28 protein-coding genes are annotated in these 26,104 nt (G+C 71.4%); 12 read left to right on the top strand and 16 right to left on the bottom strand.

Going from position 1 to position 26,104, the window contains the following annotated elements:
- Positions 1–76: 76 nt before the first annotated feature.
- Positions 77–1,264: an MFS transporter gene (locus tag LZ495_RS35470; protein WP_235057263.1), complete on the top strand. Its 1,188-nt coding sequence runs from the start codon at positions 77–79 to the stop codon at positions 1,262–1,264.
- A gap of 61 nt (positions 1,265–1,325) precedes the next feature.
- On the opposite strand, the gene LZ495_RS35465 is transcribed toward LZ495_RS35470, so the two are convergent.
- On the bottom strand, positions 1,326–1,655 hold the full coding sequence (locus LZ495_RS35465) for a YrdB family protein (RefSeq protein ID WP_235057262.1): 330 nt from the start codon (positions 1,653–1,655) through the stop codon (positions 1,326–1,328).
- Between the two features lie 82 nt (positions 1,656–1,737).
- Here LZ495_RS35465 and LZ495_RS35460 point away from each other — a divergent pair, with 82 nt between their 5' ends.
- Both LZ495_RS35460 and LZ495_RS35455 read left to right on the top strand, forming a co-directional pair.
- Positions 1,738–2,184 (top strand): MarR family winged helix-turn-helix transcriptional regulator, encoded by a 447-nt coding sequence (locus LZ495_RS35460; RefSeq protein ID WP_235057261.1) that lies wholly within the window; start codon positions 1,738–1,740, stop codon positions 2,182–2,184.
- Between the two features lie 199 nt (positions 2,185–2,383).
- On the top strand, positions 2,384–3,547 hold the full coding sequence (locus tag LZ495_RS35455) for a hypothetical protein (protein WP_235057260.1): 1,164 nt from the start codon (positions 2,384–2,386) through the stop codon (positions 3,545–3,547).
- Positions 3,548–3,643: 96 nt separating this feature from the next.
- Here the strand turns inward: LZ495_RS35455 and LZ495_RS35450 are convergent, their stop codons facing one another.
- Together LZ495_RS35450 and LZ495_RS35445 are read right to left on the bottom strand one after the other, a co-directional pair.
- Positions 3,644–4,183: a hypothetical protein gene (locus LZ495_RS35450; RefSeq protein ID WP_235057259.1), complete on the bottom strand. Its 540-nt coding sequence runs from the start codon at positions 4,181–4,183 to the stop codon at positions 3,644–3,646.
- 14 nt (positions 4,184–4,197) lie between these two features.
- Positions 4,198–5,415, bottom strand: a complete 1,218-nt coding sequence (locus LZ495_RS35445; protein ID WP_235057258.1) for a hypothetical protein — start codon at positions 5,413–5,415, stop codon at positions 4,198–4,200.
- Between the two features lie 244 nt (positions 5,416–5,659).
- On the opposite strand from LZ495_RS35445, the gene LZ495_RS45105 reads away from it, so the two are divergent.
- The gene (locus LZ495_RS45105) at positions 5,660–6,424 is read left to right on the top strand and encodes a restriction endonuclease (RefSeq protein ID WP_308268690.1); all 765 of its coding nucleotides are present in this window, start codon (positions 5,660–5,662) and stop codon (positions 6,422–6,424) included.
- Between the two features lie 4 nt (positions 6,425–6,428).
- Here LZ495_RS45105 and LZ495_RS35435 read toward each other — a convergent pair whose 3' ends face one another.
- On the bottom strand, positions 6,429–7,535 hold the full coding sequence (locus tag LZ495_RS35435; protein ID WP_235057257.1) for a bifunctional NAD(P)H-dependent oxidoreductase/GNAT family N-acetyltransferase: 1,107 nt from the start codon (positions 7,533–7,535) through the stop codon (positions 6,429–6,431).
- Positions 7,536–7,565: 30 nt separating this feature from the next.
- Here LZ495_RS35435 and LZ495_RS35430 point away from each other — a divergent pair, with 30 nt between their 5' ends.
- The gene (locus LZ495_RS35430; RefSeq protein WP_235057256.1) at positions 7,566–8,063 is read left to right on the top strand and encodes a MarR family winged helix-turn-helix transcriptional regulator; all 498 of its coding nucleotides are present in this window, start codon (positions 7,566–7,568) and stop codon (positions 8,061–8,063) included.
- A gap of 99 nt (positions 8,064–8,162) precedes the next feature.
- On the opposite strand, the gene LZ495_RS35425 is transcribed toward LZ495_RS35430, so the two are convergent.
- Positions 8,163–9,419, bottom strand: coding sequence for a sensor histidine kinase (locus LZ495_RS35425; protein ID WP_235057255.1), 1,257 nt, complete (start codon positions 9,417–9,419; stop codon positions 8,163–8,165).
- Between the two features lie 8 nt (positions 9,420–9,427).
- Positions 9,428–10,084: a response regulator transcription factor gene (locus tag LZ495_RS35420; protein ID WP_235057254.1), complete on the bottom strand. Its 657-nt coding sequence runs from the start codon at positions 10,082–10,084 to the stop codon at positions 9,428–9,430.
- 136 nt (positions 10,085–10,220) lie between these two features.
- On the opposite strand from LZ495_RS35420, the gene LZ495_RS35415 reads away from it, so the two are divergent.
- Complete coding sequence (locus LZ495_RS35415) at positions 10,221–11,426, top strand: serine hydrolase domain-containing protein (RefSeq protein ID WP_235057253.1); 1,206 nt, start codon at positions 10,221–10,223, stop codon at positions 11,424–11,426.
- Between the two features lie 26 nt (positions 11,427–11,452).
- Here the strand turns inward: LZ495_RS35415 and LZ495_RS35410 are convergent, their stop codons facing one another.
- The 5 genes from LZ495_RS35410 to LZ495_RS35390 all read right to left on the bottom strand — a co-directional run bounded on the left by LZ495_RS35410 (position 11,453) and on the right by LZ495_RS35390 (position 17,335).
- On the bottom strand, positions 11,453–12,385 hold the full coding sequence (locus tag LZ495_RS35410) for an amino acid ABC transporter permease (RefSeq protein WP_235057252.1): 933 nt from the start codon (positions 12,383–12,385) through the stop codon (positions 11,453–11,455).
- On the bottom strand, positions 12,382–13,047 hold the full coding sequence (locus LZ495_RS35405; protein WP_235057251.1) for an amino acid ABC transporter permease: 666 nt from the start codon (positions 13,045–13,047) through the stop codon (positions 12,382–12,384). The genes LZ495_RS35410 and LZ495_RS35405 overlap by 4 nt, the downstream gene beginning before the upstream one ends.
- A gap of 83 nt (positions 13,048–13,130) precedes the next feature.
- Positions 13,131–13,955 carry a glutamate ABC transporter substrate-binding protein gene (locus tag LZ495_RS35400; RefSeq protein ID WP_235057250.1) on the bottom strand — a complete coding sequence of 275 codons (825 nt, stop codon included), beginning with the start codon at positions 13,953–13,955 and terminating at the stop codon, positions 13,131–13,133.
- A gap of 32 nt (positions 13,956–13,987) precedes the next feature.
- Positions 13,988–14,767 (bottom strand): amino acid ABC transporter ATP-binding protein, encoded by a 780-nt coding sequence (locus LZ495_RS35395; protein ID WP_235057249.1) that lies wholly within the window; start codon positions 14,765–14,767, stop codon positions 13,988–13,990.
- A 192-nt stretch (positions 14,768–14,959) separates the two neighbouring features.
- A complete protein-coding gene (locus LZ495_RS35390) occupies positions 14,960–17,335 on the bottom strand; it encodes an MMPL family transporter (RefSeq protein ID WP_235057248.1) in 2,376 nt (791 codons plus the stop codon).
- 81 nt (positions 17,336–17,416) lie between these two features.
- On the opposite strand from LZ495_RS35390, the gene LZ495_RS35385 reads away from it, so the two are divergent.
- A complete protein-coding gene (locus tag LZ495_RS35385) occupies positions 17,417–17,872 on the top strand; it encodes a MarR family winged helix-turn-helix transcriptional regulator (protein ID WP_235057247.1) in 456 nt (151 codons plus the stop codon).
- A 27-nt stretch (positions 17,873–17,899) separates the two neighbouring features.
- Here LZ495_RS35385 and LZ495_RS35380 read toward each other — a convergent pair whose 3' ends face one another.
- Together LZ495_RS35380 and LZ495_RS35375 are read right to left on the bottom strand one after the other, a co-directional pair.
- On the bottom strand, positions 17,900–18,286 hold the full coding sequence (locus LZ495_RS35380) for a VOC family protein (protein WP_235057246.1): 387 nt from the start codon (positions 18,284–18,286) through the stop codon (positions 17,900–17,902).
- 171 nt (positions 18,287–18,457) lie between these two features.
- Positions 18,458–19,405, bottom strand: coding sequence for a LysR family transcriptional regulator (locus tag LZ495_RS35375; protein WP_235057245.1), 948 nt, complete (start codon positions 19,403–19,405; stop codon positions 18,458–18,460).
- Between the two features lie 89 nt (positions 19,406–19,494).
- On the opposite strand from LZ495_RS35375, the gene LZ495_RS35370 reads away from it, so the two are divergent.
- Genes LZ495_RS35370 through LZ495_RS35360 form a run of 3 tightly spaced genes read left to right on the top strand, consistent with a single transcriptional unit; the run spans position 19,495 to position 22,147 of the window.
- Positions 19,495–20,415 (top strand): zinc-binding dehydrogenase, encoded by a 921-nt coding sequence (locus LZ495_RS35370; RefSeq protein ID WP_235057244.1) that lies wholly within the window; start codon positions 19,495–19,497, stop codon positions 20,413–20,415.
- Complete coding sequence (locus LZ495_RS35365) at positions 20,412–21,404, top strand: alpha/beta hydrolase (protein ID WP_235057243.1); 993 nt, start codon at positions 20,412–20,414, stop codon at positions 21,402–21,404. Before LZ495_RS35370 ends, LZ495_RS35365 begins: the two co-directional genes overlap by 4 nt.
- Entirely contained in the window at positions 21,401–22,147 is a 747-nt protein-coding gene (locus LZ495_RS35360; RefSeq protein ID WP_235057242.1) for an SDR family NAD(P)-dependent oxidoreductase, read from the top strand. The genes LZ495_RS35365 and LZ495_RS35360 overlap by 4 nt, the downstream gene beginning before the upstream one ends.
- 227 nt (positions 22,148–22,374) lie before the next feature.
- On the opposite strand, the gene LZ495_RS35355 is transcribed toward LZ495_RS35360, so the two are convergent.
- Both LZ495_RS35355 and LZ495_RS35350 read right to left on the bottom strand, forming a co-directional pair.
- Positions 22,375–22,797 (bottom strand): hypothetical protein, encoded by a 423-nt coding sequence (locus LZ495_RS35355; protein WP_235057241.1) that lies wholly within the window; start codon positions 22,795–22,797, stop codon positions 22,375–22,377.
- A gap of 110 nt (positions 22,798–22,907) precedes the next feature.
- The gene (locus LZ495_RS35350; RefSeq protein ID WP_235057240.1) at positions 22,908–23,330 is read right to left on the bottom strand and encodes a hypothetical protein; all 423 of its coding nucleotides are present in this window, start codon (positions 23,328–23,330) and stop codon (positions 22,908–22,910) included.
- Between the two features lie 670 nt (positions 23,331–24,000).
- Between LZ495_RS35350 and LZ495_RS44400 the strand changes: the two genes are divergently transcribed.
- Together LZ495_RS44400 and LZ495_RS35345 are read left to right on the top strand one after the other, a co-directional pair.
- Entirely contained in the window at positions 24,001–24,135 is a 135-nt protein-coding gene (locus LZ495_RS44400; RefSeq protein ID WP_268823768.1) for a hypothetical protein, read from the top strand.
- A complete protein-coding gene (locus LZ495_RS35345; protein ID WP_235057239.1) occupies positions 24,132–24,635 on the top strand; it encodes a hypothetical protein in 504 nt (167 codons plus the stop codon). The genes LZ495_RS44400 and LZ495_RS35345 overlap by 4 nt, the downstream gene beginning before the upstream one ends.
- Positions 24,636–24,806: 171 nt before the next feature.
- Here LZ495_RS35345 and LZ495_RS35340 read toward each other — a convergent pair whose 3' ends face one another.
- On the bottom strand, positions 24,807–26,072 hold the full coding sequence (locus LZ495_RS35340) for an amidohydrolase family protein (RefSeq protein ID WP_235057238.1): 1,266 nt from the start codon (positions 26,070–26,072) through the stop codon (positions 24,807–24,809).
- Between the last annotated feature and the right edge of the window lie 32 nt (positions 26,073–26,104).

Raw genomic sequence — 26,104 nt, 5'->3', positions numbered from 1 at the left:
GGAGAACGAATGTGTCGGTTGACGGATTCCGTCAACCCGCGTGATGGCCGCGGCGGCCGAACGCACCGTGGACGCCATGCCGACCACTACCAAGATCCGAGCGCGTGTCCTCGTCCGTGCTTCGGGCGGTCCCCGCTATGCCGTCGCGTTGGCCGTGGACGCGCTCGGCACAGGGCTGCTCCGGCCGTTTCTGCTGCTCTACGGGGTGATGGTGCTGAAGCTGTCCCCGTCGGCCACCGGCATCGCCATGACCGCCGGGATCGTCGCTGGGCTGGTGTGCATGCCCGGGGTCGGCCGATGGCTGGACCGGGGCGCGCGCAGCACGGTGGTGGCGGCAGCCATGCTGGTACGGGTGGCGGGTGTGGTGCTGCTGCTGGCCACCCCGGCGGGGCAGGTCTGGCCGTTCGCGGGAGCCGCGCTGTTCCTGGGCATCGGGAACCAGGCGTGGCCGGCCGCCCATGCAGCGCTGGTGGCCACCGTCTCCGAGGGGCGCGAACGCGACGCCGCGCTGGCGGCGGGACGCGCACTGCGCAACGCGGGGTTGGGGGTGGGCGCGCTGCTCGCCACTGCGTGCCTGGCGGGCGGCGCCGCGGCGTTGCAGGTGCTGGCGGCGGCTACCGGGGTCGCGTACCTGATCGCGGCGGCTTTGGCGTGGTCCGTTCAGTTGCGCACGGATCCGGCCGCCGCTGCGGAAAAGGGGGCGGCGGCCGACGCGCCGGCACCTCGGATGCGCGGGCTGCTGGCCGCCAACGTCATCTACGTCTTCTGCCTCAACGTCCCCGAGATCGCGCTGCCGCTGATTTTGGTGACGCAGCTGCACGCGTCCCCCATGTGGTCGGCAGCCATCTTCGTGGCGAACACGGTCCTGGTGGTCACCCTGCAGGTCCCGGTCACAGTTCTGCTCTCCCGCTACCCCCGGCAGCGCGTGCTGGCTCTTGCCGGTGTGGTGCTGGCCGCCTCCTACCTCGGGTTCCTCGCGGCCGCTTCGCTCGGGCAGGGCTGGGGCCCTCCGGCCGTCGCGCTGGTGTCCGTGGCCTGCACGATCGGCGAGATCATCTACGCCGGCAGCGCCACCGCACTCGTCACCGCCCTCGTGCCGGCCCGCGTCCTGGGACGCAGCCTCGCCCGCTTCCAGGTCTCCACAGGCTTCGGTCTCGCAGTCTCTCCGGCAGTCATCACCACGCTTGCCGCGCACGGTTCGGCCACGCTCTGGGGAAGCCTCGCCGCCGCAACCCTGCTGTCCGCCTCGGCCGTCGCGACGTAGGTAGGCGGCGAGGGCTTGCAAGCTCAAGCAAGTCGTACTCGGTGTACTCCCGTTCTCGGTACTACAGGTGCCAAAGGGCGGCCAGGGCTTTGGCCAGGATGATGGTTGCGCCGAATGCGACTGCCGCGGTGAGGTAGCCGGTCACCGCCACGGCGGTGACGCCCGTTCCGAACCAGGCGAGTTCGAAGGCGACGCGTGCCACCCCGTGCACCTTGTAGGCAGCCGTCGGCGCACCGAACAGCGCCCACAGCGCGATCATCACCGCTGGGCCGCCGATTCCCAGCACCAGCTTCCACGCCGGCTCCGGCCGCGCGGTGAACCCCCACCGGCCGACGGCACCCAGGACCGCGAGTTCCGCCAGGAAGACGACGACGAGGACGGGCATCTTCATATGGATCCCTCCGCATAGCCATAGCTACAACCTCAGAATCATTCTCACTCTGAATGATTCTTGTCATGTTATGGTTTCCGCCATGAAGGACGTCAAGGGGGCGCCGCTCGCGGACACAGCCGCCTTCCGGCTCGGGAGACTCGGCGCGCTGGCCGCCGACAGGTTCACCGCGCGCATCGCGGCGCACGGCGTCAAGCCCAAGCACGTGGCCCTGCTTGCCGCGCTCGCCGCCGGAGGCGCCGAGTCGCAGCAAGACCTCGCCGGGGTGCTGCGGGTGGCTCCGAGCCTGGTCGTCGGACTCGCCGACCGGCTGGAGCAACTGGGCGCGGTGCGCCGCGAACGCGACCCGGTCGACCGCCGCCGCCAGGTCCTGTCCCTCACCGAAGCCGGCCATACGCTGCTCGCCCAGTGCACGGCCGACGCCCACGCCGTCGACGCCGAACTCCTGGACGGGCTTTCCGGCAAAGCCAAGGAGACGCTGCGCGCCACTCTCGCCGAGATCGCCGACCGGCACGGCCTGTCGATCTGACCTGCGGAAGCCTGAACCAACTTGTTCATTGGGAGAGGTGTAACCGAAAGCGGCCCACGGTAGACCCCCCTCAGTCTCGGGGCGACACCCGTCCCGAACGGGGGAGGAGCGGGGCATGTCCGAGGGCAAAGTCCTGAAAAGCAAGAGAAGTTCGTCGTCGCGGCCAAGGATTCGCGGCTTCCGGAGGCGGCTCCGCTTCATGGCCGCCGCGCTCGCCGGCGCCGGGGCGCTGGTGGCCGGGACGGCGACGACCGGAACCGCGGCGGCCGCGGCCCCCGCACGGTGGGTGGTCGCGGACCTGCCCGCCGATCCGGGCAGCCTGACCGGCATGGCCCAACTGGACCACGCCACCACGTGGGTATCGGGGTTCCGCGTCCTCGACGAACCGCCGTGGTCCACGCCCGTCCTCTACGTGCAGGACCTGCGCCGCGGCCCGGGATGGACGCAGATGCCGACCGCGCCCGGAGTGACCGGCCGGGTCAACGCCATCTCCGCGACCTCGCCCCGCGACGTCTGGCTGGTCGGCGACTCCCCGAACCACTCCCCGTTCGTCACCACCCAGCACTGGGACGGACGTTCGTGGCAGGTCCGGGAAGCGCCGCTGCCGGCCGGATCCGAGTACGGCGGCCTGCTGGGCCTGGCCTCGCGCGGCCCTTCGGACGTGTGGGCCGTCGGGTGGGCCGCCTCGTTCGTCACGATTCCGGATCCGGACGGAGGCGAGCCGTGGCCGACGCTCCGGCAGACCGGATTCGTCGTCCACTGGGACGGGCGGGCCTGGCAGCAAGTGCCGCTCCCCCATGTGTCCGACAGCTGGGCGCTCGACTCGATCAGCGCAACGCCCACCGGCGACGACGTCTTCGCGGTCGGCAGGTCCGACGTCGACGGCCGGCCGATCATGCTGCGCTTCGACGGCCGAGCCTGGTCGGTGGTCCCCGCTCCGGCCTTTTCCGGCGCCCTCGGCGCCTTCGACTCCGTGGCGGCGCGCAGCGCGCACGACGTGTGGGCGGTCGGGCAGTGGAAAGCCGGCGAGGGCGCCCCGGCTCGACCGCTCGCGATGCACTGGGACGGCCGCCGGTGGACGGAGGTGCCCGTCCCCGCCGAGACCGGCGAGCTGTACGGCGTCGCACTCGCGCCAGGCGGCATCGTCGCGGTGGGCATCGAGGGGTACATGGTCGACGAACGGCTTTACGGAATACGGGTCGTCGGCGGTCAGGTCCGGTCCCTCGACCTCCCGACCGGGGTCGGGGCGCTCAGCACGGGGTGGCGGGTCGGTGTCGACGCCGGCCGCGTCACCGTGGTCGGCGCCTACAGCGCGGACTTCGCGCCGCCACCGCTTCCCTTGATCGTCACCGGCCGTCTGTAGTGCGTGCGCGGCCCGGACCCGTCCCGCGCCCGACGGCGTCTCTGACGTCCGGTGGTCAGGCGTCCGGCCGGGCGAGGAGGTCCGGACGTCGAACCGTCAGCGCAGCGCGATCACCAGGAGGGCGGCGAGCAGCAGCGCCAACGGAACGCTCCAGAGCCAAAGGGACCGGGCGGGAGGCGTCCGGGCAGGCTTGGGCGCCGGAGGGCGGGGCGTTGCCCGCGGCGGGGAGGGCAGGGGCTGAACCGGGCGCGGGTGGGACGCCTCCTCGGTCCGCCAGAGTTCGGCGTAGCGGCGGAGCATGTGCTCGTGGGCAGTGGCGAGATCGGCGGCGTCCACCGCAAAAGGGTCGCCGGTGACCGCGGCTCCTTCGATCGCGAGGATCGCGCGCCCGTGCTCGTCCCGGACCGGACCGGCGACCCCGAGGTCGTCGGCGGTCAGTTCGAACTCCCGGTAGACGGCGTGCCGGTCGGGCCCGTAGGCGACGACGCGGTAGCGCGTGTCGCGGGGGAACTCCCGGGCGTCGCCCCGGGACACGGCCCGGCGCAGGTCGTGCTCGGCCGGCCCGCCCGGGCCGACGACGAACCGCTCGCCCGCGGTGCGGGTACGGGCGAGCAGGAACGGGACAAGCTCGTCCACCGTGCCCTCCCTGGTCACCGGCGGGGCGGTTCGTAGGTCAGTTTCGATCCGGGAAAACGGCTGTCGAAGGCGTCCATCTCGGCCGCCACCAGGTCGGCGAGGTAGAACGCGGCGCCTTCGACGGTACGCACGCCGGCGAGCCGCCGTGCCCTGACCCGACGGTACTGCCGCCGCGCCGATCGGCCCAGCGCCATCCCGGGTACGGCGATCAGCCGTCCGAGCTTGGGCATGGCGAGCACCGCGGTGAAGATCGCGAGGGCGATGACGTTCACGCCGCTCGGCCCGACGCGGAGTTCGGCACCGGAGTTCGCGGCCTTCCCGAACTCCACGGCCGCCTGCCGGTCCGCCTCGATCTCTTCCGGGTTGCCGGGCACCGTGGCGATCTGGAGGAAGTGGTCGGCGATGTCGGCGACCGCCGCCGCCAGCGGGACGATCACGTTCTCCTGCGTGCGGCGGCCGGCGGGGTCGCGCTGCACGGTCATGTCGCCGTCGAGGAAGGCGATGCCGCCGTAGCCGCTGACCGGGATCAGCCGCACCCGGCCCAGAAGCGTCCTCCCGAACAGCCTCCGGCGCGCCGAACGGTTCGCGACGAAGGCTGCGAACCCCGTCTCGGCGGGTGTGGACAGCAGCGCTTCGCACACCTCGGCGAAGGTGAAGCGGCCCGCGAACAGGTCCCACTTGGTGACCAGGAAGTGCACAGGCTGGGCGGCGCCCTTCAGGCGCCCGACGATCCGCGCCAGGTTCGCCAGGAACACCTCCTCCCGCCCGGAACCCAGCATGTACATCAGAAGTTGGTGGCCGTCGATGATGCCGAGCAGCGCGTGCGCGGCCTTGAGCTGCTCGTCGAACTCCTCGGCCTCCTCCGCGTACAGGTCGGCGTCGGGGATGAACTCGCCCGCGTAGTCGAGGTACGTCAGCGACAGGACCGGATGGCGGCTGCCGACCATCCGCCCCCGCCAGGTGACCCGGGTCGCCTCCACGACCAACCGGAACGTGAACTCCCGTAAGCCTTGGCCCGTGCGCGTCGCGGCCGGCCATCCCTGGCCGGGGTCGGCGGCCTGCCCGTGGATCCGGTCCAGCTCCGCGGCTTTCGCCACCTGCGCCAGCGATACCGAAACCCCCGGGAACGGATCGCTCTTGACCTCATGGTGGAGTGCCGCCAGATACGTCGTCTTGCCGGCCCCGGGCACCCCCAGCGCGATCACCCTTAGTGCGGCCCGCTCGTCGTGCACGACACCCCGCCCCCCGCCATGTGGACCTTGAAAAACAGAGTGCCCGCGCCGCAGGGCACACGTAAAGAATCCCGGGTGCAGATCCTCCGGAGGGCCCGCGCGCCGACCCGCATGGGTGCCATCCTGCGCTCGTGCCCGGGTCGCGGATCCCGGGGATATCCGCTCGGCGGCGCTGCGCGTGAGATCGATCTTGCGGGGCAGTGTGCGGAAGGCAGGCTGTCGGGCCGGGGAGCAGGGGGTGGCGATGGGCAACGCAGTTGATTCGCCGAGGAGTTCGGGGAGGTGCGGGCGCGCCGGGCGGGTAGGCCGGACTCGTCGGGCTCGGCGGGCCGAGCGGACCTGGCAGTCGGAAGGGCAGCGGCGCAGGTGGTCGTCGCGGCCGAGCCCGCGGCTGGCACGGCTGTACGGCCAACTCACCGTCGCGTTCCTGCTCGCCGCCGGCATCGCGGCCTTCCTCCGCGAGTGGCGGATCCTTACCGGTATCTGCGCGCTCGCCGCGGCGGTCATCGTCCTGGCCGTCGGGGTCACCTCGATGCGCGGCTCCCTGCGCCGCGCGGCCTACCGCGAGGAGAGCGGCCGCGTCACACACCTGCTCGCGGACGTGGACCTCATGGACGGCCCCGAGTTCGAACGCCACGTCGCGGCGCTGTGCCTGCGCGACGGCTGCACCCGGGTCGGAGTCGACGGGGGCGCGGGCGATCTCTGCGCCGACGTGACCGCGTATTTGCCGGACGGCAGGACGCTGGTGATCCAGTGCAAGCGCTACGCGGAGGACCGCAGCGTCGGAAGCCCCGACATGCAGCGCTTCGTCGGCACCGCGCGGCCCGTACACGCCGCCGACGTGGCCGTGTTCGTCGCCTCGTGCCGCTTCACCGACCCCGCCCTCGACCTGGCCGAGGACCAGGGCATCGTGCTGGTGGACCGGGACCTCCTCTCCCGGTGGATGCGCGGAACGCCCCTGACGTCCCTGGTGGACGCCGCCGAGTCCCGCTTTCCGGCCGAGTACTAGAGGTCTACCCGGCCAAGGGCTCGTGCCCTGCGCCGATGAGCGTGTGGTCGGGGATCGCCTTGCTGAGGTGGACGATGCCTTCGGCCCCACTGCCGTCTGCCACGAATCCCTCGCTCTGGTAGAGAGCGATGTTGCGGACGCTCCCGACCCCGGTGCTGAGCGCGATACGGGTGCAGGTCGGGGTCAAGGCCTGCCGGGCGTGGCGGAGGAGCCAGCGGCCTATTCCTGTGCCCCGCATGTCCGGGGCGACCGCGAGTCGGCCGATGTGTCCGGTGTCGCCGTCGTGCCGGACGCGGACCATCCCGATCAGGCGCCCGTCGCGCCATAGCCCGGCAACCGTCCATTCCGACAGCCACTGCGCGACGTCGTCCACGCTCTCCCGCAGCGGTGCGAGGTCGAGGGACGCGTTGTCCACGGCTTCGTCCACCCAGCAGCAGCGCTGCAGCACGGTGGCCTCGGGCGCGTCGTCCGGGTTCAGCTCGCGGACGTAGCTGCCGGCGACGGGCCCGGCGGTGTTGTCCTCGCGCAGTGCCTCGCGCATCGGTCGAAGGGCGTGGGACAACCGGACCAGTTCGCGCAGCACGCCTTCGGCGGCGGCGGTGAGACGGGGAGTCGGCCGCACACGGCCGCCGTCGATCGCCTCGTCCAGGCGGAGCGCGACGGTGGCGCCGAGGGGAACGAGACGCAGGGTCGTGGCCACCTCCTTCGTGTGCTGGACCGATCGGGTGCCGGCGGAGGTGTTGCCGTAGCTGACGAAGCCCATGGGCTTCCACGCCCACTCCCGGTGCAGGTAGTCGAGTGCGTTCTTCAGACTGGCGGGCATCCCGTAGTTGTATTCCGGCGTCACGACGACGAATCCGTCGGCCGCGTCGACGAGCCCGCTCCACTCCTTCGTGTGCTCGTGGCGGTAGATGCCCGAGGACGGATGCTCGCCCTCGTCGAGGAAGGGCAGGGCGAGCTCGCTCAAGGAGACGGGGTGCAACTCGGCGCCGAGCGTTGCCGCCAGCGGCCCGACCGCTTCCGCGAACCAGTCGGCGATGGCGGGCCCGATGGCCCCGGGACGCGTGCTGGAGGTCAGGACCATGACGCGCAGAGGAGATTTCGTAAACATGTAAACGACATTAGGCAGTAGAATGTTTACATGTCAACGAGACTGCCGGGGTCCGCGGCACCATGGCTGGACGAGCGCGAGGAGGCGGCGTGGCGCGCCTACCGCCGCATGACGATCGCCGTGCGCGAGGCCACCGCACGCGACCTCGCCGAGACGGGCCTGTCCGAACCCGACTACGAAGTACTGAGCACCCTGGTGGAACGCCCCGGCGTCACCAGCACCCTCCGCGAGCAGGCAGCGAAGATGGGCTGGTCGAAGAGCAGGCTGTCGCGACACGCGAGCCGGATGGAGACCCGGGGCCTGATCCGGCGGGCACCGGACCCCGCGGACGGGCGCGGCTGCCTCCTCGTCCTCACCCGACTCGGCACCGACACTCTCCGGACCGCGACACCCGCGCACCTGGAATCCGTACGCCGGCACTTCGCCGACCTCCTCGAGCCCGAGGATCTCGCCGCCCTCACCCGAATCGCAGCGAAGCTCGCACCGGCAGCCGCCTCCCCCGGCGAGGAAGGCGACCCGGCCGACTGAGCATCCCCGCATGGCCATCGCCTCGACCGGCCCGTGGAACGAGGCGCCGGCCGCCGACCGCGAGCCTGCAGTCGTCCCGGCGAAGCCGGGCGCGGCCGGTCAGCCGGACGGAAGCCGAACGGCGACCGCCAGCCCGCCTCCCGGGAGCGGGGAGGCGGTGGCGGTGCCGCCGTGGGCCCGCGCGATGGCGCGGACAATCGACAGCCCCAGGCCGCTTCCCCGGGGAGCGGGCGATCGGGCGGGCGGCAGTCGCCGGAACGGTTCGAAGATGGCCTCGGCCTGGTCCTGCGGCACCTCGGGGCCGGTGTTGCGGACCTCCACCTCGGCCGTGTCGCCGTCGCAGCGGCCGGTGACCTCCAGCCTGCCCCCCGGTCCGGTGTTGTGCCGGATGCCGTTCTCGACCAGGTTGTGGATCAGCCGTTCGAGCAGCGCGGCATCGCCCCGGACCGGGGCCGAGTCCGCGCGGTGGTGGACGGTGATCCCGGCCGCGCCGGCTTCGTGCGAGGTCTGCGCCACCACCCGGGCGATCACCTCGGCCAGGTCCACCGGTCGCCGGGTGGCGAGTTCGTTCTCGGCGTCGGCCAGCGTCAACAGCCCTGCGAGGAGTCGCTCATGGCGGACGTTGATCTCCAGCAGCTGCTCCGCGAGCCGGCGCAGTTCCGCCGAGGACGGGTGGCGGCGCACGGCGAGCTCGACGACCGAACGTGCCAGCGTGAGCGGGGTGCGCAGTTCGTGGGAGGCGTTGGCGACGAACCGGCGCTGACCTTCCAGCGACCGGTCGAGTCGTTCCACCATGGCGTTGAAGGCCACGGTGAGATCGGTGACTTCGTCGCTCGGGGCACCGGTGTCGACGGGCACCGGCCGGTACGGAAGCCGGTCCGCGGTCGGCGCGGCGGAGATCCGGCGGGCCGTGGCGGTCACCCGGTCCAGCGGGACGAGGGCGCGTCCGGTGGCCAGCCGGCCGGCGACGGCGGCCAGCACACCCACCAGGGCCAAGGCGACCGCACCCAGGGACAGCAGCGACGTCGCGGCGGCGTCGTGCAGCATCGCCTGCTGGTCGTGCATCCACCGTTCGGCATCGCGGCCGGCGAGCAGCGAGCCGTCGCCGGTGAACCCGAAGGTGTAGGCGGCGGGTTCGCTGCTGCCGCCCGACGGGGGCCCTTTCGTGACGAGCAGGCGTCCGCGCTGGGCCAGCTGCCGCTCGAACAGGGCGTACGTGGTGGCGAGCAGCACCGCGCCGGCGACGAGGAAGAGCCCGCCGTGGATCAGGGTCAGCCGGGTGCACAAGGTCATGCGCCGCGGCGGCAGGCGTCCGGGCAGCAGTGACCGGCGCGCAGCCCGAAGCGGTCGCTTCATGCGCCGGTTCACGGAATCCGGTAGCCCACCCCGGTGACCGTCTCGATGGGGCAGGGGTCGCCGAGCTTGCGGCGCAGTTTGAGGATGGTCAGGCGCACAGCGCCGGTGAACGGGTCGGCGTGTTCGTCCCATGCCTTCTCCAGGAGGAACTCGGCCGAGACCACGGCGCCGTCGGCGCGCAGCAGTTCGGCAAGGACGGCGAACTCCTTCCTCGACAGCGCCACGTGGCCGCCGTCCCGGAAGACCTCGTGGCGCGCCGGGTGCAGGGTGATGCCCGCCCGGCGCAGCACCGGCGGCGTAGCCGCTCGGCTGCGCCGTCCCAACGAGTCGACACGGGCGGCGAGTTCGGGGAATGCGAAAGGCTTGGTGAGGTAGTCGTCGGCGCCCAGGCGCAGGCCGTCGACGCGTTCGCCGACCTCCGCCGCCGCGGTGAGCATGAGAACCCGTACAGCCGAAGGCGAGGCGGCCACCCGGCGGCATACGTCGTCGCCGTGCACGACCGGCAGGCTCCGGTCCAGGACGACCACGTCGTAGTCGTGGACCGCCAGCCGGTCCAGCGCCGCCCCGCCGTCGTGCGCGACGTCGACCGCGTGGGCCTCCAGGCGCAGCCATTCCGCGATCGCGTCGGCGAGCATGGGCTCGTCCTCCACCACCAAGACGCGCACGGCGCGACCCCTTCCCCTGGATTTCCCCTGGATTCCCCTGGACGTGCGTCGGAGCATGATGGCCGACCCCGGTGTTTCCTCCGCGTTAGCACCCGGCGAACACCCGCGAAACGCGCCCTGCGGTTGCATCGCCGCCATGACCTCGAACCAAGGCGGCATCTCCCGACGTTCCGTCCTGCACCTGCTCGGCGCGGCCGTACCGGCCGGCGCGCTCGGCGCCTTCGCGGCCACCTCCGCCCAGGCCGGCGGCGGGCGCCCCGCCGGACGCATCCCGGACGACCTGCGGCCCGGCGGAGCGTACGACCGCTTCGTCGCCCGACTGGCCGCCGAGGACAAGTTCTCCGGCACGGTCCTGCTCAGCCACCGCGGCAGGACCGTGCTGTCCCGGGCCTACGGCATGGCCGACAAGGAAGTTGCCGTACCGAACACCCCCGACACGATCTTCGCGCTGGCATCCGCCTCCAAGCCGTTCACGGCCTTGGCGGTCCTGAAACTCGCCCAGCAAGGCAAGATCGACTTCTACGGCACGCTCGGCACCTACCTGCCCGGATTCCCGCCCGCGATCGCCGACACCGTCACCATCCACCACCTGCTCACCCACACCTCCGGCATGGGCGACCTGCTGAACAACGCCGAGTTCCTCGAACAGGTCGGCACCTGGACCAGCGCGGACCAGGTCACCGCCGAACTCGTCCGCATCATCGGCACGCAGCCCCTGGAATTCGCGCCGGGCTCCGACAACCGCTACAGCAACAGCGGGTACGACGTCCTCGGCGCGATCGTGGCCGCAGTGTCCGGGCAGTCGTTCTACGACTACGTCCGGCAGCACGTCTTCACCCCGGCCGGCATGACCCGGAGCGACTTCTACACCCGGCCGCAGTGGCTCAGCGACCCGCGCCTCGCCCACCCCTACACGCGCAAGCCGTCCGGGGAGCGGATCGACGCCCTGCGCGCCGGGGAAGGCGCCGCACGCATGTTCATCGGCACCGGCGGCGGCAACGCCTTCTCCACGACCGCCGACCTCGCCCGCTTCGCGCAGGCGCTCACCGGCGGGGCACTGCTCGACCCCGCCTACACCGAGCTGTTCATGAGCGCCAAGTTCCCCATGCGCCCACGCGGCGCCGCCACCCCGGGCGGCCGGAGCTTCATGGCGTACGGCGCGACCGCCCCCATCGTCGACAACCACCTCCTCCTCACCCACGGAGGCGGAGCCGCCGGCGAATCGACGAACTGGACCATCTACCGCGACCTGGACTGGTGCGGAGTCATCCTCGCCAACTACGACGCCATCGACCTGACCGCCATCATCGACAAGGAACGCACCCCGCTGTGCGGCCCCTGACGGACCACGCACGCCCGTGCTGTTCCTCAGCGCTTGGGGAGGTCGCCCGGTCCGCCGAGGTCCTCGTGGGTCACGTGCTCGCCCGGTGTGGCCAGTTCCTCGACCGTGTCGGCGCCGAGCACCGCGCCGGTGGACCTCTTGCCGCGCCGCAATCTGGCTTCCAGCCAATTCGCGAACGTGGTGAGCGTGAAGTTCACCGCGACGAAGATCACCGTGACGACGGTGAAGCTGGCGATGGTGTTCGCACCGTAGTTCGCGCTCATCGGGCGGACCGACGCCAGCAGTTCGGAGAAGCCGAGCAGCGCGCCGCCGAGCGCGGTGTCCTTCACGATCACCACGAGCTGGCTCACGATCGCCGGCAGCATCGCGGTGACCGACTGCGGCAGCAGGACGAAGCGCATGACCTGGTTCTTGCGCATGCCGATCGCCTTGGCGGCGTCGGTCTGGCCCGCCGGGAGGGCTTGGATCCCGGCGCGCACGATCTCCGCGAGCACGGAGCCGTTGTAGAGCACGAGGCCGGTGACCACGGCGTACAGCGGCCGGTCGTCGGGGCTGACATCGGTGAACTCCGCGTACGCCGCGTTCGCGAAGAGCATCAGGATCAGCACCGGGATAGCCCGGAAGAACTCCACCACCGTGCCGGCCGCGCCCCGCACCGCGCGGTGCTCGGAGAGGCGTGCGACGCCGAACAGCGCGCCGAGCGGCAGCGCGATGACGATGGCGAGCGAGGCGGCTTTGAGGGTGTTCCGGAGGCCGGGCAGAAGGAAGGTGTTCCAGGCGCCGGCGTCCGTGAAGAAGGGCCGCCATTTCGCCCATTCGAGCTGGTTCTTGTCGGCGAGGCTCCGGAACACCCACCAGAGCACGCCGGCGAGGGCGACGAGGAACAGAGCCGTGTACAGCCGATTGCGCCGTTTCGCGCGCGGCCCGGGGGTGTCGTAGAGGACGGACTCCGAGGTCATCGCTTCACCGACACCTTCTTGCTCACCCAGCCCAGGAACAACCCGGCCGGGAGCGTGAGGCAGATGAAGCCGAAGGCGAAGACCGCCGAGATGAGGATGAGCTGCGCCTCGTTCTCGATCATCACGCGCATCAGCGCGGCGGCCTCGGCGACCCCGATCGCGGCCGCCACGGTGGTGTTCTTGGTCAACGCGATCAGCACGTTCGCCAGCGGGGCGACCACGGAGCGGAAGGCCTGCGGCAGGACGATGTACCCCAGCGCCTGGGGGAACGTCAGGCCGATGGCCCGCGCCGCCTCCATCTGGCCGACCGGCACCGTGTTGATGCCGGACCGCAGCGCCTCGCAGACGAACGCCGCCGTATAGACGGTCAGCCCCAGTACGGCGAGCCGGAAGTTGATCGTCGTGAAGTCCCGGGCGCCGAGGGTGACCCCGAGCGTCTGGAACAGGCCCAGCGAGGTGAAGACGATGATCACGGTGAGCGGGATGTTCCGGACCACGTTCACGTACGTGGTGCCGAAGCCGCGCATCAGGGGCACCGGGCTGACCCGCATGGCGGCCAGCACGGTGCCCCAGATCAGCGCGCCGACGGCGGACAGGACGGTGAGCCGGACGGTCGTCCAGAAGGCGCCCAGCAGGTCGTAGCCCTCGAGAAAGTCGAACACGGTCTTTGCGGCCTTCCGGGTCCGGGCGCGCCGGGGCACACCAGGGCGCGCCGCTTCGCGGCGGCGCGCCCGGCTCGCCCGCGTCAGCTGACGATGACGCCGATCTGCGGAGCGGGCTCGTTCTTGTAATTGGCCGGGCCGAAGTTCTTCTGGACGTACTGGTTCCAGGTGCCGTCCGCGACCATCTTCTGCAGGGCGGCGTTGATCTTCGCCTTGAGCTCGCTGCCCTTCGGGACCCCGATGCCGTAGTTCTCGTTGCTCATCTTGAAGCCGGCGAGCTTGAACTTGCCTTCGAACTGCGACTGCGCCGCGTAACCGGCGAGGATCGAGTCGTCGGTGGTCAGCGCGTCGACGGCGTTGTTCTCCAGGCCGGTCAGGCACTCCGAGTAGCCGCCGTACTCCTGGAGCTGGGCATCGGGCGCGATCCTCGTCTTGACGTTCTGCGCCGAGGTCGAGCCGGTGACCGAGCAGAGCTTCTTGCTGTTCAGGTCCTCCGGCTTGGTGATGGAATTGTCGTCCGCCCGGATCAGGACGTCCTGGTGCGCCAGGAGGTAGGGGCCGGCGAAGTCGACCTTCTCCGAGCGCGTCGGCGTGATCGAGTACGAGGCCGCGATGAAGTCGACGTCACCGCGCTGGAGCAGCGTCTCGCGGTCGGCGCTCTTGGCCTCCTTCCAGACGATGTCGCCGCTCTTGTGACCGAGCTCGTTGGCGATGTAGGTGGCCACGTCGACGTCGAAGCCCGTGTACGAGCCGCTCGGGGTCTTCAGGCCGATGCCGGGCTGGTCGAACTTGATGCCGATGGTGATCTTCTTGCCGTCCCCCGAGTCGCCGTCGTCGCCGCAGCCGGCGGCGGCCAGCGCCAGTCCCAGCGCTGCGACGGCCGCGATGGTGGTCCTGTATGCCTTCATGGTGCTCATCCCTCGGTGTTCAAGGGGCCCGGTCAGTGGTGCAGGATCTTCGACAGGAAGTCCTTGGCCCGCGCGCTGCGCGGGCTGCTGAAGAACTGATCAGGTGTGGTTTCTTCCATGATCCGCCCATCTGCCATGAACACCACCCGATTGGCGGCCGAACGGGCGAATCCCATCTCGTGGGTGACGACGACCATGGTCATCCCGTCCCGGGCGAGCTGCCGCATCACCTCGAGGACCTCGTTGATCATCTCGGGGTCGAGCGCCGAGGTCGGCTCGTCGAAGAGCATGATCTTCGGGTCCATGGCGAGCGCCCTGGCGATCGCGACGCGCTGCTGCTGGCCGCCGGAGAGCTGCGCCGGGTACTTGTCCGCCTGTGAGGCCACTCCCACCCGGTCGAGCAATTGACGCGCCCGTGCCTCCGCGACGTCCTTCTTCTTCTTGCGGACCTTGACCTGGCCAAGCATCACGTTGGCGAGCACGGTCTTGTGCGCGAAGAGGTTGAACGACTGGAAGACCATGCCCACGTCCGCGCGCAGCGCGGCCAGCTCGCGGCCCTCGGCGGGCAGGGGCTTTCCGTCGATGGCGATCTCGCCGGAGTCGATGGTCTCCAAGCGGTTGATCGCCCGGCACAACGTGGACTTCCCGCCCCCGGACGGCCCGACGACGACCACGACCTCGCCGCGGGCGATCGTCAGGTCGATGTCCTGGAGGACGTGGAGGTCGCCGAAGTGCTTGTTGACCTTGCGCAGCACGACAAGATCGCCCGTACCCGGGGCGGGATTTTCCTTGGTCGCCGCTGCGTCGCTCATTGGATTCATCGTCCGTCTTGCACGGAAACACCGCATCTCACGCCAGCCGCCCGGGGCAAGCGCCCACGCCCGCGGGGGCGCCGACGCCGGAATTCCGGCGTCGGCGCCCCCAAGAAGGCCTCCCGCGCCTGCGACCTCGCTCGTCCGGACGGCCCGGGGTGACCTCGGCGTGGTCACCCCGGGCCCAGGAAGTCAGTCGGCGCGCGTGCCGTGTCCGGCGAGCAGCGCCGGGGCGGGTTCCGGCGCCGGGGTCGGGATCGGCGGGTCGGCCGGGGCGTGTTCGTCGAAGCCGAAGCGTTCGTGCAGGCGGCGCAGGGCCGGTGGCGCCCACCAGGTGGCCCGCCCGGTCAGGGCCAGGACGGCCGGAACGAGGAGGCTCCGGACGACGAAGGCGTCAACAAGGATGGCCAGGGCCAGGCCGCCGCCGAGCATCATGGTGTTGGTCACCCTCGATGTGCCGATGGCACCCATGACGACGGCCAGGACGACGGCCGCCGCGGTGATGATCCCGCCGGTCCGGGACAGGCCGACCGCGATGGACGTGCGGTGGTCGCCGGTGCGGTCGTACTCCTCCTTGACCCGGGACAGCAGGAACACCCCGTAGTCCATGGACAGTCCGAACGCGATGCAGAACATCAGCACGGGCAGGGCGGTCTCGACCGAGCCGGTCGGGGTGAAGCCCAGCAGGCCCGACAGGTGGCCGTCCTGGACGATCAGCACCACCGCGCCGAACATCGCGGTCAGGCTCAGCCCCGCGAACAGGATCGACAGCAGCGGCAGCAGGACGCTGCCGGACAGCAGGAAGACCAGGACGAACGTGGCGAGCAGGATCACGGCGCCCGCGATCCAGAGCCGGTCGCCGATCGCCTTCTTGCTGTCGACCAGTTCCGCTGCCTGGCCGCCGACCAGGACGGGGTACGGCGCGGGTACGGCCCTTACCTGGCGCACCAGTTCCTGCCCGCGTGCGGACAGGTCGTCGACGTCGGGGACCACCGACAGGTACGCGGCCCCGGCGTTGAAGCGCCCGGCGTCGGCCGGGGCGGGTCCCCCGGTGCGGACGCCGTCCTGGAAGGTGCCGGTCGGGGCGACCACCCGTGCCGTGCCGTCGAGTCGGGAGAGAGCGGCGGCGTAGTCCCGGAGCGCCGGGGCGTCCGCTGCGGCCGCGCCGCGCGCGATGACCTCGACCGCGCCGGTGGGGCGTCCGTCGACGCCGTCGCGGATGGCCTGCTGGACCTGGCGTGCCTCGGTCGCGGCGGGCAGCTGGCGGTCGTCCGCGGTCCCGAACTCGATGCGGGTGAACGGCAGTCCGAGGACCACGAGGGTCACGGTGGTGGCGACGGCGACGAGCGGGGCGCGGCGGGTGACGGCTTGCGCGAGGCGGTACCAACCGCCCTCGGGCGGGTCGGCCGCGGCGGTCTTCGCGCCGACGTTGTCGGCGGCGTTCTTGGCTGCGTTCTCTGCGGCGTTCTGGGCAGTCGTGCGCCGGAGCCCGAGGCGTGCCGCCAGCCGTCGCATCGGCTTCCGCAGGTCGCCCGCGTCCACCCGGCGGCCGAGTACCAACAGCGCGGCGGGCAGCAGGACCAGGGCCCCGAAGGCCGCGAGGGCCACCACCGGGATCCCGGCGTACGCGAACGAGCGCAGGAAGTAGAGCGGGAACACCAGCATCGCGGCCAGCGAGACCATCAGCGTCAGTGCGGAGAACACCACGGTGCGTCCGGCGGTGTTCAGCGACCGGCGGACCGCGTCCTGCGGGGTGGCGCCGGCGGCGAGTTCCTCGCGGTAGCGCCGCACGATGAACAGCGCGTAGTCGACGGCGAGTCCGAGGCCGAGCACGGTGGTGAGGTTCTGCGCGAAGACCGAGACCTCGGTGGTGGAGGCGATCAGCCGCAGGATCGAGCCGGTGCCCAGCATCGCGAAGATCCCGACGCCGAGGGTCAGCAGTGCGGCGACGGCACTGCCGAAGACGAGGACCAGTACCAGCAGGGTGATGGGCAGGGCGATCATCTCGGCGCGCAGCAGGTCCTCGGACACGGTGTCCTGGATGGCGTCGCGTACGGCGACGGAGCCGCCTATGCGTACGTCGAGGCCGCCTTGGGCTCCGCCGTACGCGGGGGTGATCCGCGCGAGGACGTCGGCGGACGCGGTGTCGTCGCCCGCGATGTGCGCGACGACCAGCCCGGTGCGCCCGTCCGCGGTACGCAGGGTCGGCGCGCCGGTGGTCCAGTACGACGCGACACCGCTCACCCCGGTCTCCCGGGCCAGGCGCTCCCCCAGGCCGCGTGCCTGCTCGGCGACGGCCGGCGCATCGAGGCCGCCGGCCCCGGGGTCGCGGGCCGAGACGAGCAGGACCAGGTTGGGCCGGCTGCCGGGGAAGTCCCGTTCGAGGACTTCGGCTGCCCGGGCGGACTGCGACGCGGGGTCCTGGTTGCCGCCGGCGAGCAGTTCGCCCCCGGCGGCCCGGCCGAGCAGGGTCACCCCGACCAGGAACAGCAGTCCGAAAAGCAAAAGGAGGCGCGGACGGGAGGTGGTGAGACGGCCCAGGGCAGCAAACATGCGTGCGCCTTCCATCGAGGAATCGTATGTGGAGCATACGATATGCACATGGGTTTGTCTTCGCTGCATAAGGTCGCGCGTCGCTAGGATGTGTACATGGCACAACAGATCCCGATGCGGGCAAGGACCGGATACCGGCTGGTCAAGCTGGCCGAACTGCTGCTCGCGCTGGGAGACCAAACGCTGGCCCCGCTCGGAGTCCGCACCAAGCACATCCATGTGCTCGAGACCCTGATCGCCGACGAGACGCTCTCCCAGCAGGACGTCAGCCGTTCCATGGGCATCGACCCGAACGTCCTGGTCGGCGTGCTCGACGAACTGGAGTCGCAGGGGCTGGCCGAGCGCCGCCGCAATCCCCAGGACCGCCGCCGCCACGTCATCCTCGTCACGGACGCAGGCCGCGCACTCGCCGCCGAGAGCGCCCGCCTGCTCGACGCAGCCGAAAGCGACTTCCTGGCCGCGGTCAGCGCCGCCGACCGCAAGGTCCTGCACAGCGCGACCGACAAACTCCTGACCGCGCACAAGCCGAACTGGGCGTCCGACGACTGCTGACCCGCCGACCCGGCCCCGCCGCCCGGCCTATCGGCGCTTGGGGGCGCTCAGTTCGACGACAAGCCCGTCCGGATCCGTCACCCGGAAGTTGTGGCTGACGGCTTCCTCGAACACATCCCCCGGCGCAAACCCGGCCGCCGCAAGTTCGCCGCGCAGCCGCTCAAGCGCACCCAAGTCGGCCACCGCAAACGACAGATGGTCGATACCCGCCGTCGAGGTGCCGGATTCGTCGCCCGGCATGGCCGTCTGCATACCGACCACAAACCCCGCCGTGGGATGCCGCAACGCAGCGTACGGACCGGACTCGAGCACTCCCGACGCGAGGTCCCGCATCCCCAGGACCGCCCGATAGAACGCCGCACTCACGCCGACATCCCGCACCACCAACTGCACATGCGAGAACCCCAGAATCACCCGCGCATGGTACGTCGCCGCAAGGACGACAACCAGAGCAAGCCCGGCCCACCAGAAGACCCACCATCGCGGCCGGCCAGGGGTGCAGTTTCCGACGGTGGTCCGGCCGGACCGGGCGCTTCTGCCCGCTCCGGCCTTCCTGCGCGTCGGCGACGACGTCGGCTCGGGCCGTCACCGGGCGAAGTCGGATCCGTCTGCCGGGGGTTCGGGCAACCAGTCGCAGGTTGGGTCGTACTCCAGCCAGCGGCTTCGGCGGGCTTCCTCGGCGAGCGCGGCGGAGAGCAGACCCAGCCTCGGGTGCGTATTCCCGGTGCGCCACAGCAGCGACCACGCGTAGAGCGGCGTGGGTTCGGCCAGGGGGACGGTGCGCAGGCCTGGGACGTCCGGCAGCGGCACATCGGCCGGGATCAGCGAGAAGCGCCGCGGGTCCGCCGCCACCTCGGCGAGGAAGTGGGCGAGGCCGAGGTTGACGCTTGCGGCGCGGTCGCGGATGCCGAAGCGGTCGGCGAACCGGTGGAGGAAATCGAGGCGGGCCGGCTCGGCGGGTGCCCACAGCACGCTGCCGCGCAACTGCTCGGGCCGCAGGGCCGGTTCGGCCGCGAGCGGATGGTCCGCTCCGACGACGGCGTCCACCGGTTCGAGGCGGACGAGGCGGTGCGTCAGCCCCCCGGGCAGCGGGGGGTGGGCCCGGCCGAAGGCCGCGTCGATGTCGCCGCGCAGCAGTGCTGCTGTGACCGAGGGCAGGTCGCGGCCGTGCCCCAGGACCAAGTCCCCGGCGGGTCCGGCGCGTCCGGCGACCTGGGCCAGCGTCCTCATCGGCGCGTACAGGTGCCCCCAGACATCCAGGCGCAGTGGCCGCGCGGTCCCGGTGACCGCCTCGACCGCCGCGTCGGCGGCCGCGACGGCCTGCCGGGCCGGTTCGAGGAATCGCCGGCCGGCCTCGGTCAGATGCACCCCGCCGCCGCGCCGGAACAGCTCGGCGCCGAGGAGGGACTCCAACCGCGCGATGCGCTTGGACAGCGCCTGTTGGGAGATCGCCAGGGCCCCGGCGGCCCGGCCGAAGTGCAGTTCCTCGGCGGTGCGCACGAAAGCACGTACCTGCGCCACGTCGAGATCCATGGCTCTCACCATAGGCGACAACCAAAGGTTGTCGAATCGCTCGCTGCGTTGTTGGATCACCGGACCCTCCGGGCGGTTGCATCTGGGCCATGCAACGACTGATTCCCACCGGGGACGCGGCGCGCCCCGTCGCCTTCACCGACGCCGCCGAGCCCGTGCCCGGGACCGGCGAGGCACTGGTCAAGGTCGAGGCCTTCGCACCGAACCGGGGCGAGACCTTCCTCCTCGAGAACCCGCAGCCGGGACTGCTTCCCGGCAAGGACGTCGCCGGGTTCGTGGTCCAGGCGGCGGCCGACGGATCCGGCCCCGGCGTCGGCACCCGGGTCGTGGGGCATCCCGCCCAAGGCGGTTGGGCCGAGTACGCCGCGGTGCCCACGCACTCGATCGCGGTGCTCCCGGACGGCATCGACAGCGTCCGGGCGGCGGCGCTGCCGCTGGCCGGGATCACCGCGCTGCGGCTGCTGCGCACCGCCGGCGCCCTGGCCGGCCGACGGCTGCTGCTGACCGGTGCCTCGGGCGGCGTGGGCCACTTCGTGACCGAACTGGCCGTCGGGGCCGGCGCCGAGGTGACCGCGGTGACCGCCACGCCTGAACGCGGGGCGCGGCTGAGCGGCTTCGGCGCCCGCGTGGTGCACGAAGTCTCCGACGCGCAGGGCCCCTTCGACGTCGCCTTCGAGTCCGCCGGCGGAGCGCAGCTGCCGCCGGCCCTGGCCAAGCTGCGGCCGGGCGGTCTGCTCGTCTGGTTCGGCCAGGCGAGCCGCAGCCCGGTGACCCTCGACTTCTTCGAGGTCCTCGGCGGCCCCGAACGTGCCACGATCCAGCACTTCCATTACGCGGGCGCCCCCTACGGCGCCGACCTCGCAACGCTGGTGGACCTCGTCGCGCGGGGCCGCCTGCATCCGGAGATCGGCCGCATCGCGCCCTGGACGGAGACCGCCGCCACGCTCGTCGACCTGCGCGAGCGCCGGATCCGCGGCAAGGCCGTCCTGACCACGGGAGAAGCACGATGAACCCCCGCGAATTCGCCGCCGCCCAGTGGACCCGCGCCACCGGCGCGGGCGTGGACCCCCACGAGTACCACCGCGTCACCGACGGCCTCGCCTCCGTCGCCGACTGGGGGCCGGCCTTCGCCGCCACCGGGCAAAGCCATCTGCGGCGTGCGGACGGCGCGGCGTCGGCGGTCTCCGCCGGACAGCATCTGCTGGCCGCAGCCCGCTGGTTCCACCTGGCCACGCTGGCACCGTACGCAGAGGCGCACCGCGCCGCGGCCGCGGCGGACCAGGCCCTGGGCCGGGCGCTGACCGCGCTCGAACCCGGCGCGCAGCGGCTGAGCGGTGCCGGATTCACCGGCTGGCTACGCGGCCCGTCGGACGCACCCGGCACGGTGGTCGTCGTCCCCGGCCTGGACTCGGCCAAAGAGGAGTTCCTGGACCTCGCCGCGGCGCTGCTGGCGCGCGGGCTGGCGGTGTTCGCCATGGACGGCCCCGGACAGGGCGTACTCGCGGGCACCACGACCTTTGCGGCCGACTACGAGCGGGTCGTGGGGCGGGTGGTCGACGCCCTCGGCGTCGCCCGGGTCGGCCTCGTCGGCATGAGCCTGGGCGGCTACTTCGCGGCCCGGGCCGCGGCGCTCGAACCGCGCGTGGCGGCCGTCGCCACCGTCAGCGGACCATTCCGCCTGCACTGGGCGGAACTCCCCCCTCCCGTAGGCGAGATCATGGCCCAACGCACCGGAGGCGCCGACGCCGCCCGCGAATTCGCACACGAGGTGGACCTGACCGACCTGGCGCCCCGCATCACCGCGCCGCTGCTCGTCGTGGACGGCGGCCAGGACGTCATCCCCGGGGTGGTGAACGGCGAGTCCCTGGCCCGGCTGGCGCCGCGGGGCACCTACCTCGCCGTCGCGCACGGCGACCACCTGCTCGGCAACGCGCGGCCCGACTGGCTGCCGCAGCTCGCCGACCACCTCACGCACTCTCTGACGGGAACCCCGGCATGAACCGCTTCACCGGAAAGACCGCCCTGATCACCGGCGGCACCAGCGGCATGGGCCTGGCCACCGCACAGCGGCTCGTCGACGAGGGCGCCCACGTCGTCGTCACCGGCCGTACCCAGGCCCGGCTGGCCGCCGCAGTGCGCCGACTCGGCCCGCACGCCTCCGGGATCGTGGCCGACACCGCCGACCTCGCCGCGGTGGACGCGCTCATGGACACCGTCAGGGACCGCCACGGACGGCTGGACTGCCTCTTCGCGAACGCCGGCACCGGAACCTTCCTGCCCTTCGAGGACGTCACCGAGACCGACTTCGACCACACCGTCGACGTCAACCTCAAGGGCGTGTTCTTCACCGTCCACAAGGCCCTGCCACTCCTCGCGGACGGCGGCTCGATCGTGGTCAACGCCTCCTGGACCCTGCACCGGGGCAACAGCGTCCTCACCCTCTACTCGGCGACCAAAGCCGCCGTGCACAACCTGGCCCGCACCCTCGCCGCCGCACTCGCCCCGCGCGGCATCCGCGTCAACTCCGTCAGCCCCGGCTACATCGACACCCCGATGTACCCGGCCGAGGCCCTGACCGAGGCGGAAGCCGCGGCAATCACCGGCCAGATCGTCGCCGGCCGCTTCGGGCGCCCCGACGAAGTCGCCGCCGCCGTGGCGTTCCTCGCTTCGCCGGACGCGTCCTACATCAACGGCCAGGACCTCGTCATCGACGGCGGCCTACTCGGCGCCGTACCCGCCTGACAGCACCACGCCGGCCCGCACCCGCCACCAACCACGCCCGGCGACCGCGCACGCCCGCGCTCCCCCGCCCCCGGTCGGCCCTGGAGGGCCGTCGGGGCTCGAAGCGCCGGCCCCCGGACGCGGGTGCCCGCCGCCCCTTCCTCGTCCCAGCAATACGAGGAGGGGACGGCAGGCGCTCGGTCCCGTGCCTGCCCGCGGCCGCTGCGGTCCGCCGCGGCGGTGGGTCACTACCTGACGCAGTCGATGGGGTTGAACGGGCCGTTCACCGTGAACGTGATCTCTGTCGGCAGCGGGAGCGGGATGGCCTTGTCGACCACCGTCTGCACCTCCAACTCGTCGCCGGCGTACAGGTGCTTCACGTTGGTCAGTGAGAACGGCGAAGGACCACCCCAGGCCGTCGCGCTGAGGTAGCCGATCGGCAGGTCCACATCGGTCGGCATCCCAAGAGTGGAGATGACCAGCTTCCTTGCGAGGGTGTTGGTGAAGTAGACGGTGACGTCCTCGAAATCCGGGTACGGCGCGCCGCTGTACCTGGTCTCGCAGTCGTACAACCGGTCCACGGCAGCCGCCGGGCCGGCGGGCAGAACGGTGGCGGCAGCGGTGAGGGCCGCGCATACGGCGGCGGTGGCCAGGCGTCCGGTCCTGGGCATGGGTGCGGGATTCCTTCCGGTTCGGGCGCGGCCCGTCCGTGGCCGGAACACGGCTCGCGCGGGCGGATCCGTTGCGGCGGCCGAGACCGCCCCGGTCCGACGCGGTGATGTCACTGCTTGACGCAGACGAGGGGCATCGGGATGCCGGAAACCGTGAAAGTGATCATTGTCGGCAGCGGGCTCGGGACCGCTCTGGCGGCCGCCGTCTCGACCTCTATCTCCTCGTGGTGCGCCAGGGCCTCGCCGTTGGCCAGCGAGATCGGCGAGGTGCCCGACGTCACCGCGGTGACCTCGCCGACCTCCACGTCCACGCCGACCGGCACTCCGGATATCACGATGAACAGCCGCCCCAAGCCGTTGTTGAAGAAGTCGACGGACACGTCGTCGTAGTCCGGGTTCGGCGTGCCGCTGCCGACGAACTCGCAGTCGTAGGTGCCGGTCACGGCGGCCGCCGGGCCCGCCGTCAGGACGGTGCCGGCGCTGATGACAACCGCGCATACGGCGGCGGTGACCAAGCGTCTGGTTCTGGACATGGGTGCGGGTTCCTTCCGATTCGGGCGCGGCCCCGATGTGGCCGTCGGGGCTCGCGCGAGGAGGTGCCGCTGCTGTCGAGTCAGGGAAGACAGGCACCGCGAAACGCCGTTCAGGCGTGGCGGCGCGGTGCGTCCCCCCAGTGGCGCACGTTCGTCTTGGAGCACAAGGGCCCGGATTGTGTAGGCGGCGCCAGCAAAGCGCAGGGATCTACGCACTTCAACATGCGGATGCGGCCGCACTCAGGTGACACGTGCCCGATTCACCGGGCACCGGCGACGGCCCCGGGCGACGGCCGCCCCGCAGCTCGGGCGGAAAGGTGGAGGCACCGCTGCCCTGACGACGGTTGTTCGCTGGAGCGGCCAATTCGTGTGCCGTTCGCCACAGATGCGTTTTGCCGGGTCTTGGCGCCACCTGCTCTCGTTTGCCCCAAACGATCGGATGGTTGCCGTTGCCGTCTGTCCATACGCTCGCCCCCGGTGATCATGTGGATCACCGTGCGATGAGGGGGGTCCAGCGTGTCTACACGCTTATTTCATGCTGTCCCGGAACGGCAGCGCAACGGCAGTACGGCGCCACGGTCCATACCGCGAAGGGCAATAGCGGCGGTTGCCGCCGGCACGCCGGCCAGGCACCCCAGGTCCTGGACTACGACGAATACGCCACGAGAAGGTGCACCGCGCCCAGTGGTACAAGTACGGCCTCCGCTTCGCGTACATGTACGCACGCGACGGCGCGAACCCGTGCAAGAACCGCTGGGAGAAGCGGGCGGGCTGGGGGGACGGTGACTACACACAGTGCCTGTGAAACGCCTATGCACCGTCGCCGGTGCGCTCGCGGTCCTGTCCGCGTGCATGCTGTCGTCCGACCCGACCTCCAACGTGGTCGGAGTACGTTGGGAAGACGATCGGCTGGTCGCGTTCCTGCCAGTCTGCCCCGGCGACCGGCTGCAATCCGTCAAGGTCTACAACGAAACCGACCCCGCTGTGCGCAGCACTTTGCCGCCGCCGATCTGGACCGGCGACGAGCCGCGTGATCCCGCCGTCATGGCAGGGGAGTTCGTACTCAACGGCGAGAACGACTTCGCCCGGACCACTGGTCCGCCCGTCTCCGACCTCCCGGCCGACATCTCCGTCGAGTACCGGACCGCCAGAGGCTGGGGCGCTTCCATGCGCGTCCGCGCCGCCGAGGTACCCCGCAGCACACTCGCGGCGGACGAGTACTGGACCACCGACGGCACCAAGTCCCGCGACCAGCTGCTGAAACAGTTCCCCTGCGAGAAAGTGACCCCGACGACCGGCCAATAGCCTCGGCGTTGCACGACGGGCCGTCAGCGCGCATGCTGACGGCCCGTCCGCTGTCTCGCGACGGGAACGCGGCGGACGACGACGTGCTGCACCGGCCAAGCGCGGCGCGCGACCGGGCCCGGTGGGCGGCTGGCATCGCAATGGCCGGCGGGAGCCGACTCCCACGATCGTCTAGCGATGCGCCGCGGCCAGGGCAGGGTGGGTGGTTCCGAAGTGGTCGATGAAGGCTGAGCCGAGGGCGTCGGCGGGGACCTCTTCGAGGGGCAGGGGGACGGCTACGTCGGTGACGCGGGGGCCGTGCTGGGCGGCGATGGGGGCGAGGGCGGCGAGGTCGAAGCCGTAGAAGCGGGCGGCGTTTTCGGCGAGCATGGCGCGTACTTCGTGCTCGGGTACGTCGGCGAAGGTGAGCCGCAGGGCTTCGAGGGTGTAGGGGAACGTGCCTTCGGCGTGCGGGTAGTCGGCGCCCCACATGATGTTGGCGACGCCGATCTGGTGGCGTACCGCGCATTCGGCCGGCCGCAGCGGGCTGGAGCCGAGGTAGCAGTTGCGGGCGAAGTATTCGCTGGGCAGCATGCTCAGGTCGTTGATCATGTCGCAGCCGAAGAAGTGCTGGGCGGTGCCGTCGAGCGGCATCACGTGGACGAACTGGTCCAGCTTGGCGAGTTCGCGCGGGACCCAGGCGGAGCCCTGCTCGGTGAACGCGACCTTCAGGTGCGGGAAGCGTTCGAAGACGCCGCCGAAGATGAGGTGGGCCAGCACCCGGTTGGAGAACCAGGTGATCTCGGAGAGCAGCACCGCGAGGCCGCGCGGGTCGTGCGGGTACGCCGGTACGCCGCCGCCGCTGTGCAGGTTGACCGGTACGTCGAGTTCCTCGCACACCGCCCAGATCGGGTCGTAGACGGAGTCGAAGAGCGGCGGCAGCGCGGAGCCGGGCGGGATGCCGGGGACGAGGATTCCACCGAACAGGCCTGCGCTCTTGACCCGGCGGACCTCGGCGACCGCGTCGTCGAGGTCGTTGAGCATGATCTGCGCGACGCCGGCGCGGCGGCCGGGGGCCTGCGCGGCGAAGTCGGCGAGCCAGCGGTTGTGCGCCTGCAGGCCGGCCCACCGCTGCCGGTACTCGGCCGGGTCGGAGGGCGGCGGAGGGACGAAGAACTGGGTCTGCGGGAAGAACGGCGGGACGGTGTTGGGGAAGACCACCTCGCCGACGATGCCTTGCGCTTCGAGGTCGGCGTTGCGTACCGCATTGTCCCAGTTGCAGTCCTGCGCCTTGCTGAGCAGGTGCTCGGACTCGAACGGGTTGACCAGGTGCGCGGCCCAGGCGTCGAAGTCGTCGTGGTGTTCGCGGGCCAGGTAGGGGCGGTAGTCGAGCAGGTCGGCGCCGGCGTGGCCGTCGGAGGAGATGACGGTGTAGCGGCGGTCTTCGGGTGTGGCCATGGGTCCTCCCGTTGTTTGTATGGGCGCTAAGT

Source organism: Yinghuangia soli (genome assembly GCF_021502675.1).
In the GTDB taxonomy this organism is placed as follows: Bacteria; Actinomycetota; Actinomycetes; order Streptomycetales; family Streptomycetaceae; genus Yinghuangia; species Yinghuangia soli.
This window is presented reverse-complemented; position numbering and strand designations above follow the sequence as displayed.

Coding starts and splice junctions, on each gene's coding strand:
- LZ495_RS35470 (WP_235057263.1), top strand. CDS start 77: ATGCCGACCACTACCAAGATCCGAGCGCGTGTCCTCGTCCGTGCTTCG.
- LZ495_RS35465 (WP_235057262.1), bottom strand. CDS start 1,655: ATGAAGATGCCCGTCCTCGTCGTCGTCTTCCTGGCGGAACTCGCGGTC.
- LZ495_RS35460 (WP_235057261.1), top strand. CDS start 1,738: ATGAAGGACGTCAAGGGGGCGCCGCTCGCGGACACAGCCGCCTTCCGG.
- LZ495_RS35455 (WP_235057260.1), top strand. CDS start 2,384: ATGGCCGCCGCGCTCGCCGGCGCCGGGGCGCTGGTGGCCGGGACGGCG.
- LZ495_RS45105 (WP_308268690.1), top strand. CDS start 5,660: ATGGGCAACGCAGTTGATTCGCCGAGGAGTTCGGGGAGGTGCGGGCGC.
- LZ495_RS35435 (WP_235057257.1), bottom strand. CDS start 7,535: ATGTTTACGAAATCTCCTCTGCGCGTCATGGTCCTGACCTCCAGCACG.
- LZ495_RS35430 (WP_235057256.1), top strand. CDS start 7,566: ATGTCAACGAGACTGCCGGGGTCCGCGGCACCATGGCTGGACGAGCGC.
- LZ495_RS35425 (WP_235057255.1), bottom strand. CDS start 9,419: ATGAAGCGACCGCTTCGGGCTGCGCGCCGGTCACTGCTGCCCGGACGC.
- LZ495_RS35415 (WP_235057253.1), top strand. CDS start 10,221: ATGACCTCGAACCAAGGCGGCATCTCCCGACGTTCCGTCCTGCACCTG.
- LZ495_RS35410 (WP_235057252.1), bottom strand. CDS start 12,385: ATGACCTCGGAGTCCGTCCTCTACGACACCCCCGGGCCGCGCGCGAAA.
- LZ495_RS35400 (WP_235057250.1), bottom strand. CDS start 13,955: ATGAAGGCATACAGGACCACCATCGCGGCCGTCGCAGCGCTGGGACTG.
- LZ495_RS35395 (WP_235057249.1), bottom strand. CDS start 14,767: ATGAGCGACGCAGCGGCGACCAAGGAAAATCCCGCCCCGGGTACGGGC.
- LZ495_RS35390 (WP_235057248.1), bottom strand. CDS start 17,335: ATGGAAGGCGCACGCATGTTTGCTGCCCTGGGCCGTCTCACCACCTCC.
- LZ495_RS35385 (WP_235057247.1), top strand. CDS start 17,417: ATGGCACAACAGATCCCGATGCGGGCAAGGACCGGATACCGGCTGGTC.
- LZ495_RS35375 (WP_235057245.1), bottom strand. CDS start 19,405: ATGGATCTCGACGTGGCGCAGGTACGTGCTTTCGTGCGCACCGCCGAG.
- LZ495_RS35370 (WP_235057244.1), top strand. CDS start 19,495: ATGCAACGACTGATTCCCACCGGGGACGCGGCGCGCCCCGTCGCCTTC.
- LZ495_RS35365 (WP_235057243.1), top strand. CDS start 20,412: ATGAACCCCCGCGAATTCGCCGCCGCCCAGTGGACCCGCGCCACCGGC.
- LZ495_RS35360 (WP_235057242.1), top strand. CDS start 21,401: ATGAACCGCTTCACCGGAAAGACCGCCCTGATCACCGGCGGCACCAGC.
- LZ495_RS35355 (WP_235057241.1), bottom strand. CDS start 22,797: ATGCCCAGGACCGGACGCCTGGCCACCGCCGCCGTATGCGCGGCCCTC.
- LZ495_RS35350 (WP_235057240.1), bottom strand. CDS start 23,330: ATGTCCAGAACCAGACGCTTGGTCACCGCCGCCGTATGCGCGGTTGTC.
- LZ495_RS35340 (WP_235057238.1), bottom strand. CDS start 26,072: ATGGCCACACCCGAAGACCGCCGCTACACCGTCATCTCCTCCGACGGC.